A 20,138-nucleotide genomic window follows, 5' to 3' on the forward strand; every position below is an offset into this window, starting at 1 on the left:
GTTTCCCAGCCGGGCTTTGTGTTTCCCAAACCAAATGACAGGTGGCTGTCTTTTAGTTGCGTTCGAGGTCGATATCGATACCCAGCGAACGGATTTCCTTGACCAGCACGTTGAACGATTCCGGCATGCCGGCGTCGATCACGTGGTCGCCCTTGACGAGGTTCTCGTACACTTTGGTACGGCCATTCACGTCATCGGACTTGACGGTCAACATCTCTTGCAAGACATACGACGCGCCATACGCTTCCAGTGCCCAGACTTCCATCTCACCGAAACGCTGACCACCGAACTGGGCTTTACCGCCCAGTGGCTGTTGCGTTACCAGCGAGTAAGGACCGGTCGAACGCGCATGCATCTTGTCATCAACCAAGTGATGCAGTTTCAGCATGTGCATGACGCCGACAGTGACCTTGCGCTCGAACGCTTCACCGGTGCGACCGTCATACATGGTCACCTGGTTTTTCGAAGCGGTCATGCCCAGGTTCTTGGCGATGTCGTCCGGATACGCCAGGTCCAGCATGCGGCGGATCTCTTCTTCATTGGCGCCGTCGAACACTGGCGTGGCGAATGGAACACCTTTTTTCAGGTTTTCCGCCAGCTTCATGATCTCTTCGTCGTCGAAGTCGTTCAACTCTTCGGCACGGCCGTTGTCGTTGTAGATCGTCGTCAGGTACTTGCGCACTTGCTCGACCTTGGTTTGCGCCTTCAGCATTTCGCCGATGCGGATACCCAGACCCTTGGCAGCCCAACCCAAGTGAGTCTCGAGAATCTGACCAACGTTCATCCGCGAAGGAACGCCCAGCGGGTTCAGCACAACGTCGGCTGGCGTGCCGTCGGCCATGTATGGCATATCTTCCACAGGAACAATACGGGAAACCACACCCTTGTTACCGTGGCGACCTGCCATCTTGTCGCCCGACTGCAGGCGGCGTTTCACGGCCAGGTACACCTTGACCATTTTTTGCACGCCTGGTTGCAGCTCATCGCCTTGCGTCAGTTTCTTGCGCTTCTCTTCGAAGGCCAGATCGAACTGGTGACGCTTCTCGTTGATCGATTCCTTGATCGCTTCCAGCGCTACTGCTGCATCGTCGTCCGCAGGGCGGATGTCGAACCAGTGGTATTTGTCCAGATCGGCCAGGTATTCCTTGGTGATCTTGGCGCCTTTGGCCAGCTTTTTAGGGCCGCCGTTGACAACTTTGCCGATCAGCATTTTTTCCAGACGCTGGAAGGCATCGCCTTCAACGATACGCATCTGGTCGTTCAAGTCCAGACGGAAACGTTTCAGTTCGTCATCGATAATTTGCTGGGCACGCTTGTCGCGCACGATGCCTTCACGGGTGAAGACTTGCACGTCGATCACGGTACCGATCATGCCCGAAGGCACGCGCAGCGAGGTATCTTTCACGTCCGACGCTTTTTCGCCGAAAATCGCGCGTAGCAGCTTCTCTTCCGGGGTCAGCTGGGTTTCGCCTTTAGGCGTTACCTTACCGACCAGGGTGTCGCCGGCTTGTACTTCCGCGCCGATGTAGACGATACCGGACTCATCCAGACGAGCCAGCTGGTTTTCAGCCAGGTTCGAGATGTCGCGCGTAATTTCTTCCGCGCCCAGTTTCGTGTCACGGGCAACAACCGACAACTCTTCGATGTGAATCGAGGTGTAGCGGTCGTCCTTGACGACGTTTTCCGAGATCAGGATCGAATCTTCGAAGTTCAGACCATTCCATGGCATGAAAGCCACGGTCATGTTCTGGCCCAGCGCCAATTCACCCAGGTCGGTCGATGCGCCGTCGGCGATCACGTCGCGCTTGGCAACACGGTCGCCCACTTGCACGATAGGACGCTGGTTGATGTTGGTGTTCTGGTTCGAACGGGTGTACTTGATCAGGTTGTAGATGTCGACGCCCACTTCACCAGCGGTTGCTTCGTCATCGTTAACGCGAATCACGACACGGCCCGCATCGATGTAATCGACGATACCGCCACGCAGCGCTTGCACGGTGGTGCCCGAGTCGACCGCAACGGTGCGTTCGATACCGGTACCGACCAGCGCTTTTTCCGGACGCAAGCAAGGCACAGCCTGGCGTTGCATGTTGGCGCCCATCAATGCACGGTTCGCATCATCGTGTTCGAGGAACGGGATCAGCGAGGCAGCGACGGAAACGATCTGGCCTGGCGCCACGTCCATGTACTGGATGCGCTCTGGAGAGACCAGAATGGTTTCGCCGGCTTCACGGGCCGAGACCAGTTCATCGGACAGCATGCCTTCGTCGTTGATGGTCGCATTCGCCTGAGCGATGATGTAGCGGCCTTCTTCGATGGCGGACAGGTAGTCGATCTGATCGGTAATCTTGGAACCTTCGACCTTGCGGTACGGGGTTTCCAGGAAGCCGTATTCATTCAGGCGGGCATACAGAGCCAGCGAGTTGATCAGACCAATGTTCGGACCTTCCGGTGTCTCGATCGGGCAGACGCGGCCGTAGTGGGTCGGATGCACGTCGCGCACTTCAAAGCCGGCGCGTTCGCGTGTCAGACCGCCGGGTCCCAGAGCCGATACGCGGCGCTTGTGGGTAATTTCCGACAGAGGATTGGTTTGGTCCATGAACTGCGACAGCTGGGACGAACCGAAGAACTCGCGAATCGCGGCCGAAATCGGCTTCGAGTTGATCAGGTCGTGCGGCATCAGGTTGTCCGCTTCGGCTTGGCCGAGGCGTTCCTTGACGGCGCGTTCAACACGCACCAGGCCGGCGCGGAATTGATTCTCGGCCAGTTCGCCCACGCAACGTACGCGACGGTTACCCAGGTGATCGATATCGTCGACTTCGCCGCGGCCATTGCGCAGTTCCACCAGGATCTTGATCACGGCCAGCACGTCTTCGTTCGACAGGGTCATGGCGCCCGTCAGTTCATCGCGGCCAATGCGGCGGTTGAACTTCATGCGGCCCACGGCCGACAGGTCGTAACGGTCCGAGTTGTAGAACAGGCCATTGAACAGCGCTTCAACGGAATCTTCCGTTGGCGGTTCGCCTGGACGCATCATGCGGTAGATCGCCACTTTTGCAGCCATCTGGTCGGCGGTGTCGTCGATACGCAGGGTTTGCGAGATGTAGGCGCCCTGATCCAGGTCGTTGGTGTACAAGGTCTGGATTTCGGAAATGTTGGCATCGCGCAAGCGACCCAGCAAGTCTTCCGTCAGCTCATCGTTCGCGGACGCGACGACTTCGCCGGTGTCGCCATCGACGATATTCTTCGCCAATACGCGGCCCAGCAGGTAGTCTTCCGGTACGGAAATGTGCTTGATGCCGGCAGCTTCGATATCACGCACGTGTTTCGCGTTGATACGCTTGTCTTTCAGCACCAGGGTCTTGCCCGACTTGTCGACGATGTCAAAGCGCGCCACTTCGCCGCGCAGACGTTCGGAGACGAATTCCATTTCCGCGCCTTCGGAGCGCAGGTTGAAATTGTCGAAGACGAAGAAGTTCGCCAGGATTTGCTCATGCGACATGCCGATGGCTTTGAGCAGGATCGTCACTGGCATCTTGCGGCGGCGGTCGACGCGGAAGAACAGGATGTCTTTCGGGTCGAACTCGAAGTCCAGCCACGAACCGCGGTAAGGAATGATACGCGCGGAGAACAGCAGTTTGCCCGACGAGTGGGTCTTGCCGCGGTCGTGCTCGAAGAACACGCCAGGCGAACGGTGCAACTGGGAAACGATAACCCGCTCCGTGCCATTGATGACGAACGAACCGGTGGTCGTCATGAGCGGCAATTCGCCCATGTAGACTTCCTGTTCTTTCATTTCCTTGACGACAGGCTTGGTTGGCGATTCCTTGTCCAGGATCACCAGGCGCACTTTCGCGCGCAGCGGCGACGCGAACGTCAGGCCACGTTGTTGACATTCTTTGACGTCAAAGGCAGGATCGCCCAGAACGTACGACAAGAATTCGAGACGCGCAAAACCATTGTGCGAAACGATAGGGAAAATCGAAGTGAAAGCCGACTGCAGGCCATCATTCTTGCGGCCGGACGGTGCTATGTCCTCTTGCAAGAAACTATGATAAGACTCGAGCTGGGTCGCCAGCAGGAACGGAACGTGGTGAACGTTGGCGCGCTTCGCGAATGATTTGCGAATGCGTTTCTTCTCAGTAAATGAGTAGTGCATGGACACTCCGTGAGTGACAGAAAGGATAGAAAATTCAGGTTTTGCAAGTGTTCGTTTGCACCGCTGCGTGTGACACAGACGAAACCTCAAGGCTCTGCTTTCCGGCTTGAATCGAACAAAACTGCTGCTACAAATACGATACAGACGACAAAGGAGCCAAAGTCGGATTTCCCCCCTTGCGAGGGGAAACCTCAGACTTTGACTCGGGCGCTAACTGACGCCGGTACAGATATTACTTCATCGAAGCGGTTGCGCCGGCTTCTACCAGTTTCTTAACTGCTGCTTCAGCATCAGCTTTCGACACTGCTTCTTTCACAGTTTTTGGTGCGCCATCGACCAGGTCTTTAGCTTCTTTCAAGCCCAGGCCGGTGATTTCGCGAACTGCTTTAATGACGCCAACTTTGTTTGCGCCGAAGGTGTCCAGAACAACGTTGAACTCGGTTTGCTCTTCAGCAGCAGCTGCTGGGCCTGCTGCAGGACCGGCCGAAGCCATCGCTGCTGCGGACACGCCGAATTTTTCTTCGAATGCTTTAACCAGGTCGTTCAGGTCCATTACGGACATGGCGCTAACTGCTTCCAGGATATCGTCTTTGCTAATTGCCATTTTGAAACTCCTAAATTTATTACGTTAGTTACATCAGATTGGTACTGAGAGAAAAAAGCGCGCGCAATTAAGCGGCTGCTGGGGCTTCTTCTGCTGCTGCTTCTGCAGGAGCTTCGGCGCCTTCGCCTTTTTTCGCTGCCAGGGCAGCCAGACCACGTGCAAAGCCCGAAACCGGAGCCAGCATAACGCCCAACAACTGCGAAATGAGGACTTCACGGCTAGGAATGCTCGCCAACGCGGTGACAGCAGCTGTATCCAGCGGCTTGCCTGCGTAGTTACCTGCTTTGATGACCAGTTTGTCGTTGGTTTTAGCGAAGTCAGCGATGACTTTAGCTGCTGCAACGGCATCGGCCGAGATCGAGTAGATCAACGGGCCGGTCATGGCATCTGCCAGGCTGGCGAATGCGGTACCTTCAACGGAGCGACGAGCCAGAGTGTTTTTCAACACACGCAGGTACACGCCTTGGGCACGCGCTTTAGCACGCAGTTGCGTCAAGTGACCAACCTGGATGCCACGATATTCGGCCACGACGATCGTTTGCGCATTTGCTACTTGTGCGGAAACTTCGGCGACGACGGCCTTTTTGTCATTCAGATTGAGACTCACGGTCAACCTCCTTAAATGATGTTCGGCAATCACAACCGAGTGGTTGAGCGCCTTGCATCGGTTCGAACACGGCGTCCGAAGTCAAGAAGTACTAAACTGAGCGGATGGATTCACGCAGCATGAGGACTACAAAACTTGTTCGGGTACACCATCTGCGTTGGGCACTTGCCGTTGCCGGCAAGCCTATTAACCTTCTGCATGTGCAATCGCAGTCGGCCCAACGGTCTTTGATTGTCTGCCTGCCTGGTGCGAACACCGGGCAGACAGCCCAAAGATGCGCCCGCAGCGCCCGAAGGCGCTACAGGACTTGATTCTGTTACTTAAGCTGCCAGGCTAGCCTGGTCAACACGGACGCCAGCGCCCATGGTCGACGACAGCGAAACTTTGCGCAGGTACACGCCTTTGCTCGATGCTGGTTTGGCTTTGTTCAGTGCGTCGATCAGTGCGACCAGATTCGACTTCAGATCTGCGTCAGCGAACGATTTACGGCCGATGGTAGCGTGGATGATACCGGATTTGTCGGTACGGTACTGAACTTGACCGGCTTTCGCGTTTTTCACGGCGGTAGCGACGTCAGGAGTAACAGTGCCAACTTTCGGGTTAGGCATCATGCCGCGTGGGCCCAGGATCTGACCCAGGGTACCAACGATACGCATGGTATCTGGCGAAGCGATAACGATATCGAAAGGCATGTCGCCGGCTTTGATCTGCTCAGCCAGGTCTTCCATACCAACGATGTCGGCACCAGCTGCTTTAGCAGCTTCAGCTTTTTCGCCCGACGCGAATACTGCCACGCGTACGGTTTTGCCGGTACCAGCTGGCAGCACGACGGAGCCGCGCACCACTTGGTCGGATTTCTTAGGATCAACACCCAGTTGTACCGATACGTCGATCGATTCATTGAACTTGGCCGTTGCGCACTCTTTGATCAGAGCGACAGCGTTGTCGAAAGCGTACACTTTGGTACGGTCGACTTTGGCTTTCAAAGCCTTGATACGTTTGGATAACTTAGCCATTATACAACACCTTCCACCGTGATACCAATCGAACGAGCGGAACCAGCGATGGTGCGTACAGCAGCATCCATGTCGGCAGCGGTCAGATCAGGGGTTTTCAATTTAGCGATTTCTTCAGCTTGTGCGCGGGTCAGCGTACCGACTTTGTCGGTATGTGGCTTCGGCGAACCTTTGGTGATCGCAGCAGCTTTTTTGATCAGGTAGGTTGCTGGAGGCGTCTTCATCACGAACGTGAAGGACTTGTCCGCAAATGCGGTGATCACGACTGGAATCGGCATGCCTGGCTCCAGACCTTGGGTCTGTGCATTGAAGGCCTTGCAGAATTCCATGATGTTCAGACCACGTTGACCCAGAGCTGGACCGATTGGTGGGGATGGGTTTGCTTTACCAGCTGGCACTTGCAGCTTGATAAAACCAATGATTTTCTTTGCCATGATGGCTCCTATCTTGGATTGAGTAGTAGCGCCCCGCCGATCCTACCCTGGCGGGGCTCCTCTGACCGGATTTCGCTGAGACTGCCGCGACGCTCCTGGTGGCGCTTGATAATACTTAGACTTTTTCGACCTGGCCGAATTCGAGCTCTACCGGAGTAGCGCGACCGAAAATGGTGACCGAGACGCGCACTTTGGATTTCTCGTAGTTGACTTCTTCGACATTGCCGTTGAAGTCGGTAAACGGACCATCCTTGATGCGGACTTGCTCGCCCACTTCGTACAAGGTTTTCGGACGGGGCTTTTCAACACCCTCCTGCATCTGCTTCATGATGCCGTCGATTTCGCGCGCGGAGATCGGCGTCGGCTTGTTCGACTTGCCACCAATGAAACCGGTAACCTTGCTGGTGTTCTTGACCAAGTGCCAGCTTTCGTCCGTCATTTCCATTTCAACCAGCACATAGCCAGGATAGAAACGACGTTCGGTGACGGACTTGACGCCATTCTTGACTTCGACCACTTCTTCGATCGGCACCAGGATCTGGCCGAACTGGTCTTGCATGCCCGCGCGCTCGATGCGCTCGGTCAATGCGCGCATGACGCTTTTTTCCATGCCGGAATAAGCATGCACGACATACCAGCGCTTGCTGCTCACTGGCACGCTCAGCGCTGCACCAGTGTCCGCTACCGGAGCGTCGCCCGGAACGGACTCGTTCGCCGCTTCATCATGCACATTTTCGCTCATTATTTTTTCCAACCCAGAATTACGTCATACAACAAAAACTCGAGCAATTTATCCGTGCCCCACAGGAAAATCGCCATGACCAGCACAAAGGCAAACACGATCGCAGTAATCTGCGTGGCTTCTTTGCGGGTAGGCCAAACGACTTTCTTGGTTTCGCGCACAGCTTCTTTGGCGAAATTGAGAAATTCACGGCCGGTCGTCGAGACATACAAGAGCGCAACAGCAATAACCAAACCAGCCACAAGCGCGCTTGCACGCACCAGAGCTGGTTGGCCTGCCAGGTAATAAAACCCGACTACTCCTGCAATCGCAGCCACTATTGCCAGCGCGACTTTTATCTTGTCACTCGACGTGCTAACGGTTTGCACGGATTGATTTGACATTTTTCTACTTTCGGTGCCCTGCACCTTGACGGTGGCAGGGACGGAGGGCATCGAACCCCCAACCTTCGGTTTTGGAGACCGACGCTCTGCCAATTGAGCTACGTCCCTACGTAAAACTTTCGAGGAGTGCTATTCTACCACCCAGGACGCCCCGGGTGGAAGCATAACATTTCCTTATGCGATGATTTTTGCAACCACGCCGGCGCCGACGGTACGGCCGCCTTCGCGGATAGCGAAGCGCAGACCCTCTTCCATCGCGATCGGGTTGATCAGCTTGACGGTGATCGACACGTTATCGCCTGGCATGACCATTTCTTTGTCTGCTGGCAACTCGATCGAACCGGTTACATCCGTCGTGCGGAAGTAGAACTGTGGACGATAGTTGTTGAAGAATGGCGTATGACGGCCGCCTTCGTCTTTCGACAGAACATAGATCTCGCCGGTGAAGTGAGCATGCGGCTTGATCGAGCCTGGTTTTGCCAGAACTTGACCACGTTGCACGTCTTCACGCTTGGTGCCGCGCAGCAGCAGACCAACGTTGTCGCCTGCTTGACCTTGATCCAGCAGCTTGCGGAACATTTCCACGCCGGTGCAAGTCGTTTTGACGGTATCGGTGATACCGACGATTTCGATCTCTTCGCCGACTTTAACGATGCCGCGCTCGATACGACCGGTCACAACGGTACCGCGACCCGAGATCGAGAACACGTCTTCTACTGGCATCAGGAAAGCACCGTCAACAGCGCGCTCTGGCGTTGGGATGTAAGCATCCAGCGCATCGGCCAGACGCAGCACTGCGTCAACACCCATTTCGCCTTCTTTGCCTTCCAGCGCCATACGTGCCGAACCTTTGATGATTGGCAGGTCGTCGCCTGGGAATTCGTACTTCGACAACAGCTCGCGCACTTCCATTTCAACCAGTTCCAGCAGCTCTGCGTCGTCGACCAGGTCGCACTTATTCAGGAACACGATGATGTATGGAACGCCAACTTGACGGGCCAGCAGGATGTGTTCGCGGGTCTGCGGCATTGGGCCGTCAGCTGCGGAGCACACCAGGATCGCGCCGTCCATCTGGGCAGCACCGGTAATCATGTTTTTGATGTAATCGGCGTGGCCTGGGCAGTCAACGTGCGCGTAGTGACGCGTTTCCGTTTCGTACTCGACGTGGGCGGTGTTAATCGTGATACCGCGCGCTTTTTCTTCTGGAGCTGCATCGATCTGGTCGTATGCTTTAGCTTCGCCGCCGAATTTCTTCGACAGAACCGTTGCGATTGCAGCGGTCAGCGTGGTTTTACCGTGGTCGACGTGGCCGATGGTGCCGACGTTGACGTGCGGCTTGGTCCGTTCGAATTTACCTTTTGCCATTTTGAACTCCTAATGATTTGATTAGATTGCTCAGGCACACGCCCGACGGTCTGGTTTGAATTGCTTCTGTGCTGCCTGCTGCGAATTCTGGTGCCCTTGACGTGGATCGAACACGTGGCCTCTCCCTTACCAAGGGAGTGCTCTACCACTGAGCTACAAGGGCTGTAATTTGTTGCATGCGATGCATCAAGCATCTGAACGGAAACTGGAGCGGGTGAAGGGAATCGAACCCTCGTCGTAAGCTTGGAAGGCTTCTGCTCTACCATTGAGCTACACCCGCGAGGTATCGTTCACTTTATCTTCACTTACTTTTGCTACTACCCAGTTTTCCTTGCAAAAACTTGGTGGAGGGGGCTGGATTCGAACCAGCGTACTCATAGAGAACAGATTTACAGTCTGTCGCCTTTAACCACTCGGCCACCCCTCCGCGGGAACCGCAGAGTATGAAGCATCTACTCACAACTGTCAACCTTATTTGCTGATGCCTGACTGCTGCATTTGCTTATAAAGAAGAAGTTGGCTGCTTCGGGGCGTGATTATAAGCTCCCGATTTGAGAATGTGCAAGGGTTGGCGCGAAAAAGTCTGCTTTTTTTGGATTTTTTTTATCCCCCCTGCTGGGAAGCCGCATTTTCCCGTCATTTCTCTCTTTTACCGGGCGTCAGGCGGATGCATCCAGGAGTTGCCGAGGGGCTTATATTTACGCAACAACTGCTGATGCAGGCCCGACAGCACGGGCAATTTGGGATTGCGCGGGTCCAGGCGGCGCACGCCGGCGATAAACGTCAGCGCCTGCTGTCCCATGCGCTCATCCCAGCCTTCGTGTTCCAGGCACTTCAGCACGGCCACGGCCGCATTGAACACCACTTGCGGATTATCGGGCAGGCGCGTGACGGCTTCGCCCATCAGATCGACGGCGCCACGGAAATCGCCCTCGCCCGCCCTGGCGGCGCCGGCCGCCACCATGTCGGCCACTTCCTGGCGGCTTTGCCGTGCCAGCGCCTTGGCCAGCTCTTCGCGCCCGGCATGCTCGAACACGGCCATGGCGCGCGTCATGGCGGCGCTGTCGGGCGCGTTGCGCATCACTTCGCGCATCACCTCGGCGGCGCCATCTTCGCGCCCATGCGCCAGGCAGTGGCGCGCCAGTTCGGTTTTCAGCATGTTCGAACCGCCCACGCTGTGGCGGTTGGCGGCCAGCGCCGCGTCCAGCGATTGCTGCAGGCGCTCCTCGTTGCCCGTATGCGCATGCAGCATGGCGCTGCACAGCGCACTGCACAGTTCTGCATTCTTTTGCCCGCCCATCGACTTGTCGAGGTCGCGGATCACGGCGCCCACCTGCAGCGGGTCGCCCTTGCGCACCAGGGTCTGCACCAGGCGCACGTGGTCTTCCGGATCGCGGAATTCCGAATACTTGGCCTTGCTGACCACCAACTTCAGGGATTTTTCCGCCATCTCGATATCGTCGGCCGCCAGGGCCGCCTCGCCCAGGCGGCGCAAGCGGCGCACGGCGTGCGGCGACAGGGCCACCGCTTCGCTCAGGGCGGCCTGCGCCAGTTCCGGCTTGCCTTGGGCCAGATGCGTGCGCGCCAGCCAGTCATATGCGTCGAGAAAACGCCTGTTGTTTTCCAGCAATCCCTCCAGGGTGCCTTGCGCCGCTTCGTACTCGCCCAGCAGGAACTGCGTCTTGGCCTGCCCCAGGCGCGCCCAGCCGATGGACTTGGCTGCGTACAGGCCCGCGTAGATCGGCTCGGCGTCGGCCGCTTCGCCCAGCAGCAGGTGCAATTCCGCGCGCAAGCGCAGAAAATCAGTGGCGTAACGGGGATACAGGCTGGCGCCCTCCGCGCAGGCGGCAATCGCCGCGCGCTCGTTGCCCACGTCGATCAACTCGTACACGGGCACGAAGGCGTTGCGCTTGTCCAGCGCGCGGCCGATGCGCTCGAGCATGTTGTCAGCGGTGAAAGGTTTCAGGATGTAATCGGTGGGCAACAGCTCGACGGCGCTGACCACCTTGGCGAAGCTGCCTTCGCCCGTGACCATGAAAAACATGGTCGATGCGTGCATCAATTTGTGGTGGCGCAAGTCTTCCAGCATCTGCTGGCCATCCTGCCCGCCATCGAGATCGTATTCGCACAGGATCAAATCATACGATTTGCTGCCCAGCATGCGAATCGCCTGGCCCGAGCTGGCCGCGTCATCGATCTTCGCCAGGCCGCACAGGTTGAGCATATTATGCAGGCTGGCGCGCATGCCCGGATGCGGCTCGATGATCAGTGCGCTAAGGCCCTTGAGTTCTTTCATGTCGTGATGTCCGAAAACTCCGCGGCGCGCCACACTGGTGCGTGGCGCCAGCCAGCATGAGGCTGCCGAGTATATGACGGCGCCGCGCGCAAGGGAATGGCGACGTGCCGAAAAATGCCGACGAAGTTGCTACTCAAGCGACGGCGCGCTCCGGATGCCACAGTTGCGGCTCATGGTCGATCAGTTCCAGCAGCGCCGTCACCACTTCCGGATCGAACTGGCTGCCGCTGCGCTGCTCGATGTATTCGCGCACCTGCGGATACGGCCACGGCTCCTTGTAGGGCCGCTCGTGCAGCAAGGCATCGAAGACGTCGACCACGGCAACGATGCGCGCGGCCACGGGAATGTTGCGCCCTTTCAAGCCATTCGGATAACCGGCGCCATCGAAGTGTTCGTGGTGGCCGCCGGCGATCTGCGCGCCATACGTGAGATAGCTGACGCCGTCGACCATGTTGGCGGCCCGCTCGAGGATGGTGCGTCCGACGCTGGCGTGCAGCTGCATCTGCGCCCGCTCCTCGTCCGTATGCTTGCCGGGTTTCAGCAGCACGGCGTCCGGCGTGGCCACCTTGCCCACGTCGTGCAGGATGCTGGCCAGGCCGATCATGTCGAGCAACTGCGGGGTCAGCTCGTCGGCATACACGCCGCGTTGCTGCATGCGCCGGGCGATGGCGTCGGACAACAACTGCACCCGCCGCACGTGGCCGCCCGTGTCGCTGTCGCGGAACTCGGCCAGGTCGGCCAGCGCCACCACGGTCGCTTCCTGCGCCTTGCGCAGCTGGCCGAACATGTACAGGTTGTCGAAGGCGGCGGCGATGCGCTGGCAAAACACTTCCAGCAAGTCGCGCTGGATCTGCGCCAGCGGCCACGGCGGCGTGACGGAGATGGCCAGCTCGCGGTTGCCTTCCGTATGGATGAACAGCACATTGGCCGGATGCTCGAACTGGCTGCGCTTTTCCGCGAATGCCTTGTCGATGGTGGACGTGAGGGCATGGTCGGCCGGCATCGCTTCGGACTCGGCCAGCACGGCATACGTGCCCGTGGCGGCCACCACTTCGGGCCGTCCGGCGCCGCCCTGCATCAGGCACAGCACGCCGTCGGCGCCCACGTCGAGGATGGCGCTGACCTGATTCAGCACGCCGGAAGCGAATTCGCGCAGGGAATGGATCTGGTACAGATTGGTGGCGCCGGCGAGGATCTTGCCCAGGCCGATGCGGCTGCGTTCAAGCATCATCAGGCTCTCGTAGGCGCGCAGGGCCGAGATAACGGTGGTAAACAACTTTTGCGTCGTCAGTTCCGTCTTGGCCTTGTAATCGTTGATGTCGTATTCGATGATGACGCGCTGCTCGGGCGCCTGGCCCGGCTGGCCCGTGCGCAGCACGACGCGCACGATGGAATTGTTCAGGTCGGCGCGGATGCGCTTGGCGAGGATCAGGCCGGCGTCATCCGTTTCCATCACCACGTCGAGCAGCACCAGCGCGATATCGGGCGTGTCGCGCAGGATGTCGTACGCCTCGCGGCCGCTGTAGGCGGAAAACAGTTCCAGTTCGCGGCCCTTGAAGCTGACATTGCGCAGCGCCAGCCGCGTGACCGCATGCACGTCGACGTCATCATCGACGATCAGGACACGCCACAGGCGCTGGTCGGGCGCGGCCAGCCCGGCAGGACTGGCCACCGGCTCATCTTCGTCGAGCAGCCAGTTATCATCTGCATCGGCCTTGAGGTCGGTCATGAATACTCCTAATGGATAAGTTCGATGTGGACGCTGCGTTGACGCATATCAAGCATAATCAGATTAGATGCTGCTTACAACAGGATTCTGCGTACCGCCTTCGCTGGCGGACGGCGACGACGCCGGCGCCGAGGCACCGCTGCGCGTGGCGCCGCCACAACTATCCTGGCCCGGCCCCACGGCCTGGTAGCGCACTTCATACTTGCCCGCGCTGAGCTGCTCCACCAGCAGCTTGTCGTACGCGAGAATGTACAGGTAGCGCACGTTCGAGCGCCGCTCCGTGTCAAACAGCTTGACGAACACGGGCGCGGCATTGCTGCTGTTGTCGATGCTCACGGCCAGCTCATCGCCCTTGTTACCGATCGGGAATCCATCGACATAGCCGGAATGGGCCGGCCATGGTTCGCCATTCGGCGCCACCAGCGATGGGGACTCGGCCTTGCCTGCCCCATCGCAGGCGGGCTGGATGCCTTTCAGGCTCAGCTGGGACACGGCCAGCACGCGGATCTCCGGCGTCTTCGCTTGCGGCGGCTCGGGCGCATACGGCTTGCCCACGGCCCAGCTGTCGACTGCCACCGCCTCGCCTTTCGATGGCGGCGCGGCACCGGCCGCCGGCGTGGCCGCTTCCGCATGGGGCTTGGCGCCGTCGCGGGCCAGGCCGCTCCAGGCCGACGCCAGCGCGGCAGGCACGGGCTGCGACGTGTCGAGCATCAGCAAGGCGCCCAGCCAGCCCAGCAACAGGCAAATAAACAAACTCAGCCACCAGCGCCAGTTGCGCCAGACGGGTTGCAGGCCGCGCCGCGGCTTGCCCTTCGGCGGCGGCACATCCTGCGCCCAGGCGTGTTCATGCGGCTGGGCATGGCCTTTCGCGCGGCCATCGCGGCTCTTGCCTTCTTCCTGGTGGGTGCTTTCCAGCCATTCGATTTCCCATTCCTCGGCGGCGATCCACTCGTCGTGTTCCTTGCGGCGTTGTGGATCGGACAAGGTGCCATAGGCGCTGTTGAGGATCGCCATGATGCGGGCGGCCTTTTCGTCGCCGGGATTCTTGTCCGGGTGGTATTTCTGGCTGAGGGCTTTGTACGCGGCACGTATGACTTCCTGCGGCGCCAGGCGCGCCACCTTCAGGTTGTCATAGTGTGTATGTATCTTTCCCATCGTTCTATCTTGAAATCGGTGCGCGGCGACGGGTTCTTGCAGGATGGAACCGTGCTGTGTCGGTCATCATATACGATATGACAAGATAATAACCACCGGCGGACAGGAAATTGCAGGGCGATACTGCCCTGCCTTGATATTGCAGGCGCTTACAAGCGGTGACTGCGGTCGCTGGACAACAGCGCTTCCGGCAACTCCACGCGGTGCCCCACTACCAGCACCTTGAACAATTCCCCCATCTCGGCGGGCGACACCAGCTTTTGCACGGCGCTCGCTTGCGGCAAATAGGTCTTGATCTGCTCCGGATCGGTGCGCAGCAGCAAGTCGCCGAGACCCGCGCCCAGCAGGAAGGACGCCTGGTTCATGTAGGCAAGTACATCGAGGCCCGCCTCCTGCGCCGCCACCGCCATCGCCGTAAAATCCACGTGGGCCGTGATGTCCTGCAAGCCGGGCAGATAAAACGGTTCCGCGTGGGCGTGATGGCGGTAATGGCACATCAGGGTGCCCGTGGCGCGCAAGTCCAGGTAATACTCATGCGCAGGGAAACCATAGTCGAACAGCACGGCCGCGCCGCCCTTGCCATTGGTCAGCATGCGCGCCAGCGAGCGCATGAAACCGCAGGCGACGCCGTGAATTTCCGTGACATAGCCGACCGGCAAGGCGTCCTCCTCGGGCACCTGGGCGGCGATCTGCGCAGCCACGTCGGCGCCGGCCGGGCGTTCGACAAACACGAACTGGCCGTCGGCGATGCTGACGTCGAGTTCGCACCAGCCGGCGGGCGTCTTGCTGATCAGGTTGACGGGCATGGCGTCCAGCACTTCATTGCCGAACACGGCACCCTCGAAACTGTCGGGAAAGCCGTCGAGCCACACCACTTGCGGGAAGGCTGCCAGCGCCAGCTCCTGGCGCGCGCGCAATTCGCCGGACAATTCGACGATCGCATACTGTTCGACATGGATGCCGGCATTCGCCGCTTCCGTCAGGATATCGCAGGCCAGCTTGCCCGTGCCGGCGCCGAATTCGAGGATGCGCGGGGCCGTTTGCGCCATAATAGCGGCTGCCACATGGGCCAGCGTGGCGCCGAACAGGGGCGAAATCTCCGGCGCGGTTGTAAAATCGCCATCTTTGCCCAGCTTGGCGGCGCCGCCGCTGTAATAGCCGAGGTCAGGCGCGTACAGCGCCAGCTCCATGAAGCGGACAAAGGGAATGGCGCCGTCATTGCGCGCGATTTCGGCGGCAATCTGGTGCTGCAAGGCATGGGACGCGGCCAGCGCGTCGCTATCGGGTGCGGGAAGAGACATTCCCGCATTGTAGCGAATCGGCGGCGCATGCCGCCAGTGTGGCGTCCACCGAATATCTCAACCATAGCAAAGACATGACAGAAGCAACGACAACGCCATTCGACAGCACACCCCGCGTCGCCCTCGTCACGGGCGCGGCGCGCCGCATCGGCCGCGCCATCGCGCTGGGCCTGGCGCGCGACGGCTGGGATATCGCCGTGCATTACCGCGACTCGCGCGACGAGGCGCTCAGCCTGGTCGCGGAAATCACCGCGCTGGGCCGCCGCGCGCAAGCGTTCCCCTGCGACCTGGCGCAGGAAGCGGCCGTACGCCAGCTGTTGCCGCAGGCACAGGCGGCGCTGGGGCCGGTTACTTGCGTGGTCAACAACGCATCGTTGTTTGCATACGACAATGCGGGCGATTTTTCCGTCGCCGCGCTCGACGCCCACATGCACGCCAACCTGGCCGCCCCCATCCTGCTGGCGCAAGCCCTGTACCAGGCCACCCCGGCAGGCGGGCAAGCCGTGGTCATCAACTTGCTGGACCAAAAACTGTACAATCTCAATCCTGATTTTTTGTCGTACACCCTGTCCAAGGCGGCGCTGCTGTCGGCGACCACCATGCTGGCCCAGGCGCTTGCGCCGAAAGTGCGCGTGGTGGGCATTGCCCCCGGCATCACCATGGTCTCCGGCGAGCAGACGGAAGCGAACTTTGCCAAGGCGCATGAAAACACGCCGCTGGGACGTTCCAGCACGCCCGAGGATGTGGCCGACAGCGTCTGCTACGTGGCCGGCGCGCGCGCGCTGACGGGCACGACCCTGCTGGTCGATGGCGGCCAGCATTTGATCGGCTTGCCGCGCGACGTCATGTTTTTGACCAAATAATCAGCAGCCCTACCAAACAACCAGCACTCCAGCATTCCCTAAAAGGTAAAACTATGTCGTCCGCCCTGTCCCACCCTCGCCTGGCCGATTGCCGCCGCCTGTTCCTGCGCAATTACGAAGTCCTCATCAACATCGGCGTCTACGACTTCGAGAAAAAGGGCGAGCAGCGCGTCCTCATCAACGTCGACCTGTACATTCCCCTGGCCCTGTCGACGCCCAAGGATGACCAGCTGGAAGAAGTGGTCGACTACGACTTCATGCGCGAAACCATCGCCAAACGCATGGCGCAAGGCCACGTGCAGCTGCAGGAAAGCCTGGTCGACGACGTGCTGGCCGCCATGCTGGCCCACCCGCGCGTGCGCGCCGCGCGCGTATCGAGCATGAAACCGGACGTGTATCCCGACTGCGAAGGCGTGGGCGTGGAAGTATTCAAGATCAAGGATGAAGCATGAACAACATGAATGACACCGCCGTACTGGAAACGATGACGGCCGCCGTGGAAGTGCCGGCCAATGTCGAAGCGCAGAAACTGGCACGCAAGAAGGCGGAAAAGATCGCCCTGGAAAACAACAAGCTGCACAAGCGCTTGTGCCGCCTGGTGGGACAAGCCATCGGCGACTTCAACATGATCGAAGACGGCGACAAGGTGATGGTCTGCCTGTCCGGCGGCAAGGATAGCTATGCGCTGCTGGACATCTTGATGACCTTGCGCGAACGCGCGCCGATTCACTTCGATATCGTCGCCGTCAACCTGGACCAGAAACAGCCGAACTTCCCGCCGGAAATCCTGCCCGCCTACCTGACGGAACTGGGCGTCGCCTTCCACATCGAAAACCAGGACACCTACAGCATCGTCAAGCGCCTGATCCCGGAAGGCAAGACGACCTGCTCGCTGTGCTCGCGCCTGCGCCGCGGCATCCTGTACCGCGTGGCCGACGAGCTGGGCGCCAACAAGATCGCCCTGGGTCATCACCGAGATGATATTTTGGAAACATTCTTCCTGAATATGTTCTTCGGCGGCAAATTGAAAGGCATGCCGGCCAAGCTGCAGTCGGACGACGGCAAGCACATCGTCATCCGCCCGATGGCTTACGTGAAGGAAGAAGACACGCAGCGCTATGCGGAAGTCAAGGGCTTCCCCATCATTCCATGCGACCTGTGCGGTTCGCAGGAAAACTTGCAGCGCAAGCAGATCAAGGGCCTGATGCGCGAATGGGACAAGAAATTCCCCGGCCGCGTGGAAAGCATCTTCTCGGCCCTGTCGAACGTGGCGCCATCCCACCTGATGGACCCGAAACTGTTCGGCTTCAAGGATTTGAAGGCGGACGGCGTGGCCAACCCCATGGGCGACATCGCCTTCGATGAAGAGCCATGCTCGACGCCGACCACGTTCGGCACCATCGCGCTGCAACCTCTGTAAAAACCTCCTGTTGTTCCGCCGCCACCGTCCAGGTGGCGCGCGGTATCTTCCCTCCGCCTCTTTCCCCCCGCGTCCATTTGAGGTACCGTAGTCAGCTCTGCCGGTACGCGGTGCGTCACGCGCGCATCCCTGCACGGCGGTCAGCACGCATTCTTCCGACAACCTCACTGGAATGAACCATGACGCCATCCGCGCTCAAGCGCCCCCTGCTGTTTTCCCTGCTCGCTCTCGGCCTCTCCTCTGCCTTCGCCGCGCCTGCCGCTGCGCCCGTCGACCGCCAGGCTGACCGCTGGGACCTGACGGCGCTGTATCAAGACGACGCCGCGTTCGATGCCGACGCGAAAAAGCTGTCGGCGCAGCTGCAGCAACTGGGCGCCTGCAAGGGGCAGTTGAAAGCGTCGCCGGCCCGCCTGAAAAGCTGCCTGGACCTGTACGCCGAGGCGCGCAAGCGCGTCAACACGCTCACCACCTATGCGGCGCAGTATTACGACCAGGATACGGGCGACAGCAAGGGCAACCAGCTGAACCAGCGCGCCGCCCTGCTGGGCAACGACTTCTCCCAGGCCACAACCTTCCTGCAACCGGAAATCCTCGCCCTGGGCGGCAAGCGCATCGATGCCATGCTGGCGAAAGACAAGGGTTTGCAACTATATCGTTGTCAATTGAGCAACATGCTGCGCAGCGCGCCGCACACGCTCGACGCGGCTGGCGAACAGCTGGTGGCACAGTTCGGCCTCGCAACAAGCTCGGCCGCCAGCGTCTACCGCACCCTGGCCAATGCGGAAATCCCGTGGCCCACCGTGAAACTGTCGGACGGCAAGGAAGTACGTCTCGACCAGGCGGCGTACACGAAATACCGGGGTGACGACCAGCGCGCCGACCGCAAGCTGGTGTTCGACGCCTTCTTCGGCAAGTGGAAGGAATATGAACGCACGTTCGGCGAAACCCTGTACGGCCAGCTGAAGACGGACGCCGCGTATGCGAAAGTGCGCCGCTATGCCGACTCGCAAAGTGCGGCGCTCGACGCCGACCATCTGCCGCCCGCCGTCTACCAGACCCTGATCGCGCAAACCAACGCCAACCTGCCCACCTTGCACCGCTACTTCAAGCTGCGCGCGCGCATGCTGGGCGTCAAGGACCTCGCGTATTACGACATCTATGCGCCGCTACTGAAGAGCGACCGCAGCTTCCCGCTGGCCGACGGCAAGCAGATGATGCTCGATTCCGTCGCGCCGCTGGGCCCGGACTACGTCAAGGCCCTCACCGCCGCCGTGGACGCGCGCTGGATGGACGTGTACCCGCGCCCGCGCAAGGTGGCGGGCGCCTACATGAATGGCGACGCGTACGACGTGCATCCGTTCGTGCTGCTCAACTACACGGACAACTACGAAGCCGTCAGCACCCTGACGCACGAATGGGGCCACGCCATGCACTCGGTGCTGGCCAACAAGGCGCAGCCATCGATCTATGCGCCGTACAGCATCTTTGTCGCGGAAATCGCCTCGACGACGAACGAGGCGCTGCTGCTCGACGCGCGCCTGAAGCAGGCCAAGGACGATGACGAGCGCCTGCTGTACCTGGGCGCGGCGCTGGAAAACCTGCGCGGCACCTACTTCCGCCAGGCCATGTTCGCCGAATTCGAAGCGGCCATCCACGGCAAGGTGGATAAAGGAGAAGCGCTGACGGGCGAAGAGATCACGGCCATCTATGCCGGCATCCTCAAGCGCTACCATGGCGAGGCGCAAGGCGTCATGACCATCGATCCCGCCTACGCGCTGGAATGGGCCTACGTGCCGCATTTTTATCACGGCTTCTATGTGTTCCAGTACGCCACCTCAATCGCCGCGGCGCAGGATTTCGCGCAGCGCATCCTCGACAAGGAGCCGGGCGCCCTGGCCGCCTACCTGAAGATGCTCAGCTCCGGGGGTTCCGCGTATCCGTATGAGCTGGTGAAAGCGGCCGGCGTCGACCTGGCCTCGCCAAAACCTTACCAGGCGCTGGCGGCGCGCATGAACGGCATCATGGACCAGATCGAGACGATTGAAGCGAAGCGGGGGAAATAAT

At 59.6% G+C, this 20,138-nt stretch carries 16 protein-coding genes and 4 tRNA genes; 4 read left to right on the forward strand and 16 right to left on the reverse strand.

The window, feature by feature from the left end:
• Positions 1-52 precede the first annotated feature (52 nt).
• From rpoB to OX459_RS16415, 16 genes are all read right to left on the reverse strand, one after another.
• Positions 53-4,159 (reverse strand): DNA-directed RNA polymerase subunit beta, encoded by a 4,107-nt coding sequence (gene rpoB, locus OX459_RS16340; protein ID WP_077398780.1) that lies wholly within the window; start codon positions 4,157-4,159, stop codon positions 53-55.
• A 232-nt stretch (positions 4,160-4,391) separates the two neighbouring features.
• Positions 4,392-4,763: a 50S ribosomal protein L7/L12 gene (rplL, locus tag OX459_RS16345; protein ID WP_070223390.1), complete on the reverse strand. Its 372-nt coding sequence runs from the start codon at positions 4,761-4,763 to the stop codon at positions 4,392-4,394.
• A 67-nt stretch (positions 4,764-4,830) separates the two neighbouring features.
• Positions 4,831-5,370 carry a 50S ribosomal protein L10 gene (gene rplJ, locus OX459_RS16350; protein ID WP_034753621.1) on the reverse strand — a complete coding sequence of 180 codons (540 nt, stop codon included), beginning with the start codon at positions 5,368-5,370 and terminating at the stop codon, positions 4,831-4,833.
• A gap of 320 nt (positions 5,371-5,690) precedes the next feature.
• On the reverse strand, positions 5,691-6,386 hold the full coding sequence (gene rplA, locus OX459_RS16355; protein WP_034753134.1) for a 50S ribosomal protein L1: 696 nt from the start codon (positions 6,384-6,386) through the stop codon (positions 5,691-5,693).
• Positions 6,386-6,820 (reverse strand): 50S ribosomal protein L11, encoded by a 435-nt coding sequence (rplK, locus tag OX459_RS16360; RefSeq protein WP_034753131.1) that lies wholly within the window; start codon positions 6,818-6,820, stop codon positions 6,386-6,388. Before rplK ends, rplA begins: the two co-directional genes overlap by 1 nt.
• A gap of 115 nt (positions 6,821-6,935) precedes the next feature.
• Complete coding sequence (nusG, locus tag OX459_RS16365; protein ID WP_077398778.1) at positions 6,936-7,562, reverse strand: transcription termination/antitermination protein NusG; 627 nt, start codon at positions 7,560-7,562, stop codon at positions 6,936-6,938.
• Positions 7,562-7,945, reverse strand: a complete 384-nt coding sequence (gene secE / locus OX459_RS16370; protein ID WP_010394308.1) for a preprotein translocase subunit SecE — start codon at positions 7,943-7,945, stop codon at positions 7,562-7,564. Before secE ends, nusG begins: the two co-directional genes overlap by 1 nt.
• A gap of 32 nt (positions 7,946-7,977) precedes the next feature.
• A tRNA-Trp gene (locus OX459_RS16375) sits at positions 7,978-8,053 on the reverse strand.
• Positions 8,054-8,119: 66 nt separating this feature from the next.
• The gene (gene tuf, locus OX459_RS16380) at positions 8,120-9,310 is read right to left on the reverse strand and encodes an elongation factor Tu (protein ID WP_077398776.1); all 1,191 of its coding nucleotides are present in this window, start codon (positions 9,308-9,310) and stop codon (positions 8,120-8,122) included.
• Between the two features lie 88 nt (positions 9,311-9,398).
• Positions 9,399-9,473: transfer RNA gene (locus OX459_RS16385), tRNA-Thr, on the reverse strand.
• Between the two features lie 43 nt (positions 9,474-9,516).
• Positions 9,517-9,590: transfer RNA gene (locus OX459_RS16390), tRNA-Gly, on the reverse strand.
• Between the two features lie 62 nt (positions 9,591-9,652).
• A tRNA-Tyr gene (locus OX459_RS16395) sits at positions 9,653-9,737 on the reverse strand.
• A 222-nt stretch (positions 9,738-9,959) separates the two neighbouring features.
• A complete protein-coding gene (locus OX459_RS16400) occupies positions 9,960-11,606 on the reverse strand; it encodes a tetratricopeptide repeat-containing response regulator (RefSeq protein ID WP_289905831.1) in 1,647 nt (548 codons plus the stop codon).
• A 133-nt stretch (positions 11,607-11,739) separates the two neighbouring features.
• Positions 11,740-13,335, reverse strand: coding sequence for a DUF3369 domain-containing protein (locus tag OX459_RS16405; RefSeq protein ID WP_099665767.1), 1,596 nt, complete (start codon positions 13,333-13,335; stop codon positions 11,740-11,742).
• A 63-nt stretch (positions 13,336-13,398) separates the two neighbouring features.
• Entirely contained in the window at positions 13,399-14,490 is a 1,092-nt protein-coding gene (locus tag OX459_RS16410; protein ID WP_289905832.1) for a DnaJ domain-containing protein, read from the reverse strand.
• Positions 14,491-14,639: 149 nt separating this feature from the next.
• Positions 14,640-15,791, reverse strand: coding sequence for an SAM-dependent methyltransferase (locus tag OX459_RS16415; RefSeq protein ID WP_289905833.1), 1,152 nt, complete (start codon positions 15,789-15,791; stop codon positions 14,640-14,642).
• Between the two features lie 74 nt (positions 15,792-15,865).
• Here OX459_RS16415 and OX459_RS16420 point away from each other — a divergent pair, with 74 nt between their 5' ends.
• The 4 genes from OX459_RS16420 to pepF all read left to right on the forward strand — a co-directional run bounded on the left by OX459_RS16420 (position 15,866) and on the right by pepF (position 20,137).
• Positions 15,866-16,654: an SDR family oxidoreductase gene (locus tag OX459_RS16420; protein WP_289905834.1), complete on the forward strand. Its 789-nt coding sequence runs from the start codon at positions 15,866-15,868 to the stop codon at positions 16,652-16,654.
• A gap of 53 nt (positions 16,655-16,707) precedes the next feature.
• Positions 16,708-17,106: a dihydroneopterin aldolase gene (locus tag OX459_RS16425; protein ID WP_046682033.1), complete on the forward strand. Its 399-nt coding sequence runs from the start codon at positions 16,708-16,710 to the stop codon at positions 17,104-17,106.
• A gap of 32 nt (positions 17,107-17,138) precedes the next feature.
• On the forward strand, positions 17,139-18,074 hold the full coding sequence (gene ttcA / locus OX459_RS16430) for a tRNA 2-thiocytidine(32) synthetase TtcA (RefSeq protein WP_251349712.1): 936 nt from the start codon (positions 17,139-17,141) through the stop codon (positions 18,072-18,074).
• Positions 18,075-18,253: 179 nt separating this feature from the next.
• A complete protein-coding gene (gene pepF / locus OX459_RS16435; protein ID WP_289905835.1) occupies positions 18,254-20,137 on the forward strand; it encodes an oligoendopeptidase F in 1,884 nt (627 codons plus the stop codon).
• Position 20,138 lies beyond the last annotated feature (1 nt).

It is taken from the genome of Janthinobacterium sp. SUN026 (genome assembly GCF_030397625.1).
Taxonomy (GTDB): domain Bacteria; phylum Pseudomonadota; class Gammaproteobacteria; order Burkholderiales; family Burkholderiaceae_D; genus Janthinobacterium; species Janthinobacterium kumbetense.